Below are 5,367 nucleotides of genomic sequence, written 5' to 3' on the forward strand. Positions count from 1 at the left end.
TGAAAAAAAACACTCGTGTTCATGTCATCTTATCTTTTAATTCTAAGCTACGCTAATACAAACAGGTTGGATTGCCATTCCAGGCTCTTTTACCAGACACGAGTAAACGAACCACATTTTAAATTCCTCTTCGAATTATTCATCAATCGTGCTCCCCCGGATTTCAACCGTTAATAATACAAAAAATCCGTGTTTAAAGCAAGTGTCCCGCACTTATCTATAACCACACTCTTTCCCGGGTTAAACGGAGTATCACATGCCGCACGAACCGAATCTTTAACATATAGCACTTTTACCCCGTCCCAGGGTGCTACTCTATTTTTATCCACTTCACCGCGTCAGCCACGATCGCCACGTCTTTTCGTTTTTGGAGGTCTTTGTCGGAAAGCACCACCTTGGCCTCCCCCGCCGGGAAATCGTATTCGCCTAAAGAAGCCCAACCACGAATGTCTATACGCCTCGGGAGCAGCTCGTCAAGATTGACTTCCACCTCTTCTTTTTTATCCCCGTAAAAAACCGTGTAGTGATAAATTACTCCTCCCGGCAAAATCGGCCCAGGTACAAGAGATCGCTTGTACACTTTTGCCACGACCCGGTAACGTCCCGCCTCCGGGAGATTCACCCGCCACGTGGCTATCGATTTACCCTCTCCACCCCCGATACAGTAACAGCCTTGAATCGAGTCCCCCTCCGCCTCCGGCGTGATAACGAATTCCCAGCGGGAGGTCTCGCCCTGTTGAAAATTATTCCGCAAGGGAGGTTCCTTCCTGAACCATTTTTGAAACAAGGTAAGGTTACCGTCCACTAACTCGAAACCGGCATCCTGGTCATCCACCATGAACTCGTTCTTGTTCTCGCCTGCCAAAAACTCTTCCACCGAGATAGAACGCCATTCCCCGCCTATTTCACCGAAACTCCTCCCGTCTCTCTCCTCATAATTATCAAAAATAAAACCAGTCGGGCGGTTAGCGGATAGTCTCGTGAGAATACCGGATCCCCCTTTCGACACGAGGGTGTACGCCTTCGCTTCCCCGGGGCCCACGTAACAAGCAAAATCTTCCACGTCGCCATATTCACTCGTCAAGTTGTACTCCATGGAGACCACCCCTCCCGTCTTGCCCGCGTTCATGACCCGCCCCTCCACTTTCGAGAGTTTCATCACGGGATCGTAATACACCCCATCATTTTTTACCCTGAAAAACTGCTGGTGTTTAGCGTGTACCCACTCCATCACGATACTATCCACGTCCACGCCCCAGCGAGCGCTCCACGCTCCCGCTAACGAGTCATAATCGACCTCCCCCTTCCCGTGACGATACAAGCTATCAAGGCAAGATCGCCATACCCGGGAAGGAACATGTATAGCTAAACGAATCCCTAATTCTTTTACTTTATCTCTCAACAACACGGCTCTCGTGCTTTCCTGCAATTCGGTATCTGATAAAATATCTTCCAGGGTATGTTTTAGTGGGTAATCAAGTATGAACATTTGTTCTGAAAATGAAGAAGTATTTAAGAAAGGCCTTCTATTTTGCAAAACCTCAAAAGTTTTGCCAATAAAAGGGTACTTTAAAGAAAAAATCCAAATGTTCCAGTAATCATCAAGAGACATCACCCTACTATCACCATAAGATGCCTCTTTCCATTTTTGCCCGATATCCCGCAAAGGATGACTTTCTTTACTCGAACAACTTCCCTCGAATAGAGCAAAAAATAGAGGTTTAAATTTTACGAAAAAATCATCTCCATTTCTCACCACACCTCCGGACATCACGTCGACAAGATCAAATTCAAAGCCCCGTTCCCGGAAAAAAACAATACCCGGTTCCGTTAAACCGACTAACGGTTTACCTATCCCCGAGGACAATCGAAAAGAAACCGGGACCTCCGAGAAATGAAGGTAAGGCTTCCGGGGTTCGTACCAACCCATCCGGGGAAACCTCCTGTAATCGTACCAGTAGTAAATAGTTTCGCTCTGCCAGAAAGAAGTGAATCCCCGCTGGCTTATCCTCGAGAACATCCGGGCGAAATCCTTTCCCCAGCTCGTCAGGTTAAAACGAAAACCGAAACTCGAATCAACAGGCGTAGTATAATTCAACGTGTTCGCCCCGTACAAAGAGATCCCGTTTAACGGGTTATGACTCGTGAAACGAATACCATCCTTTATTTTCTCGGGAACTCCTTGAGAGACCACTGTCTTTTGAAGAGGTTTTTCTACCTCCAGCGTGAAAAGGGTAAAATCACGCCCCGTCGCCAAAGGCATAAAAGGATTAGAAGGAGGTATCGACACCGGGTACCAGCTACTGGCAGGAGTCAACAAGAGAAAGTTATTTTCAACAAAAGCTCCGCAACGACCCGTCGGGAAAAATTTATCATTATAAAAAACCGTCTCGTAGTCCTTATCAGGCAAGTGCAGGTCACAATAACGATCATCAATCATTCCCTCGTACGCTATATACAAGGGCGAGGTTTCATTCACTCCTAAAGGTTGACCGATCAGGATAACTTGTTGATCCCGGCGGTAAGGTAATTCCTTGTCTCCAGATTTTACAGACAGAACTTCTAATCCTGGGTTTAAGAAAAGAGTGATTTGACCCAAAGTCTGTTTTCCCGGGTTATAAACCAACAGGTTGCTTTCTGCCTTCAAATACCTACCCGTTTGTCGTAACCGGATATCGTGCTTCTTTACCCGGCAGATCTCCTCCCGCCAGTTACGATCGAAACTCGCCCGGTAACCCGACCGAACCGAACGATCTCGATAGTGAGAGTATTCTAATAAAAAACCACTGCCTAATCCAGCAAACAAGAGTAGCACGCCAACGAGCACCTGATTTTCACGTGTCAATCGATAATTAGGGATCCGTTTGAACCGGCTAACACTCCATGCCAACAACCCCAGGCCTATCAACAAGTAAGCCAAACGATGCAATAAATAACGGGGAAGGTTTAAATGACCCGCCAGCTCGGAAAAAAGATTGGGCACACCGCTACCCGTGTAATCGAACGTACCGTGTTGAAAGTAAGGTAACCAGAACAGGCAGCCGATTAACCAGGCCACGAAAAGAGAGATTGCCAGAAAACGGGAACCCGTGACACTGCTTAACCACAAAGAAAACCCGGCCACGAGCAGCCAGGAGGGAATATTCAGCGTCAACAGGTAAAACAGGTAACACGACCAGCTTACCGGGGCCAGGCTCGTCAAGTTCACGAGAAAAACACTGGACAGGATCACGACAACATTTATCAACAAGAAAAGTACACCATTACCCGTGATTATTCCCCAGTAAAAAGTAGTATTATCTACCGGGCGAGCCTGTAAACTTTCCAGAGCTCCCGGCCTACTTAATCGACGGGGAATATCCGCCATCGTCACCGTCAGGAACAACGATTGAATAACGCTATAAAGGTAAGCGTTAACTAAAGGCATCGAGCAGGGCAAGGCCACCATTTTCCAGTTCTCCGCACCCCGCCCCTGCCAGTAAACATGACAGGACACGATCCCGACTAACGAGAACAGGGCGAAAAAGCGAAAAAGCCAACTTCGGCCCTGCTGTTTCATCTCGTGTTCGGCGACGTGAAAAAGAGTCCTCGCGTTCATGTCATCTTATCTTTTAATTCTAAGCTACGCTAATACAAACAGGTTGGATTGCCATTCCAGGCTCTTTTACCAGACACGAGTAAACGAACCACATTTTAAATTCCTCTTCGAATTATTCATCAATCGTGCTCCCCCGGATTTCAACCGTTAATAATACAAAAAATCCGTGTTTAAAGCAAGTGTCCCGCACTTATCTATAACCACACTCTTTCCCGGGTTAAATGGAGTATCACATGCCGCACGAACCGAATCTTTAACATATAGCACTTTTACCCCGTCCCAGGGTGCTACTCTATTTTTATCCACTTCACCGCGTCAGCCACGATCGCCACGTCTTTTCTTCGCCGGGGATCCTTGTCGGAAAGTACCACCTTGGCCTCCCCCGCCGGGAAATCGTATTCGCCAAGAGAAACCCAGCCACTGGATTCATAACGCCCCGGGAGAATCTCGTCCAGAGCCACCGCCACTTCCTCTTTCTTATCCCCGTGGAAAATTGTGTAATGATAAATTACCCCTTCCGGGTATCCAAAACCAGGAACAAGAAACTGTTTATATACTTTCGCCATCACACGATAGCGTCCCGCTTCCGAAAGATTCACCCGCCACGTGGCCGTCGATTTGCCGTCGCCACCGCTGATACAATAACATCCTTGGATCAAATCCCCGTACGCCTTATCCGTGATCACCTGTACCCATCGGGAGGTTTCTCCCTTCTGAAAACCTCGTAAAGGAGGCTCTTTTCTAAACCATTTTTGAAACAAGGTGAGGTTACCGTCCACTAGCTCGAAACCGGCATCCTGGTCGTCCACCACGAACTCGTTTTTATTTTCTCCTGCCAGGAATTCTTCTACCGAAATAGAACGCCACTCTCCCCCAAACTCTCCAAAATCCTCACCTTCTTTCTTCACATAACGACTAAAATACCGAACACAAGGACGATTTGCTGATAATCCAGTATTCATACTTATAACAGATCCTGACACCAAAGTAAAAGCTCTGGTTTCGCCAGGTTCCAAATAGCAACTAAAGCGCTCGACTACTTTTTGGTCAGGCAACGGTTTATGCTCGATAAAAACCATTCCTCCTGTTTTCCCAATGTTCATGATGTTTCCCATAACTTTCATACGTTTTGCGACAGTATCATAATACAAAATATCATCCTTTATCCTGAAACATTGATCGTGCCTCGCCATTACCCATCTCTGTAGGATATTGTCTACGTCTACTCCCCAACGAGTACCCCACAATCCCACTAACGAATCGTAATCTATCTCCCCATGCCGATAACTATAAAGACTATCCAAGCACGCCTGAAATTCTATTGGTGGTATATACATCGTTAAACTATTCCAAAGATCCCTCACCTTAATTAGGAACACCCATATTCCCATTCTCGTTTCCAGTCCTGGGTCTAATAACATATCTTGTAACGTGTGATTCGAAAGATAATCGTAAATAGATTTAATCTCCGGAAGGAAAAAAATGTCAGTAGGTCGAGCAAAGATATGCATGTTATTCTGAAAAATCTCAAAAATTTTCCCCATAAACGGGTATTTTAAAGAATGTACCCAAACATTCTTGTCATCATCGAGTGACTTCACCTGGCTACCCGTGTAATACGGTCCTTTCACTTCATACCCGATTCCCCGTAACGGGTGACTGTTATCAACCGGGCAATTACCGTTGAACAAAGACTGGTACAAGGGGTTAAACACCGCGAAAAATTCATCCCCCGTCTTTACCTTTTCCCCCGTCACGACATCGAGCAT

The 5,367-nt window shown here is 46.4% G+C and carries 2 protein-coding genes; both read right to left on the reverse strand.

Annotation, left to right across the window (positions count from 1 at the left end; genetic code table 11):
• Nucleotides 1-310: 310 nt before the first annotated feature.
• A complete protein-coding gene (locus tag DMB45_RS14505) occupies nt 311-3,598 on the reverse strand; it encodes a golvesin C-terminal-like domain-containing protein (protein WP_110688875.1) in 3,288 nt (1,095 codons plus the stop codon).
• A 287-nt stretch (nt 3,599-3,885) separates the two neighbouring features.
• A partial coding sequence (locus tag DMB45_RS14755; RefSeq protein WP_110688876.1) for a golvesin C-terminal-like domain-containing protein occupies nt 3,886-5,367 on the reverse strand: 1,482 nt, incomplete at its 5' end.

Origin of the sequence: Sanguibacteroides justesenii (assembly GCF_003204205.1) — a bacterium.
Taxonomy (GTDB): Bacteria; Bacteroidota; Bacteroidia; order Bacteroidales; family Marinifilaceae; genus Gabonibacter; species Gabonibacter massiliensis.

Excerpts from the sequence above, each read along its gene's own strand:
- DMB45_RS14505 (WP_110688875.1), bottom strand. The coding sequence starts at position 3,598 with ATGAACGCGAGGACTCTTTTTCACGTCGCCGAACACGAGATGAAACAG.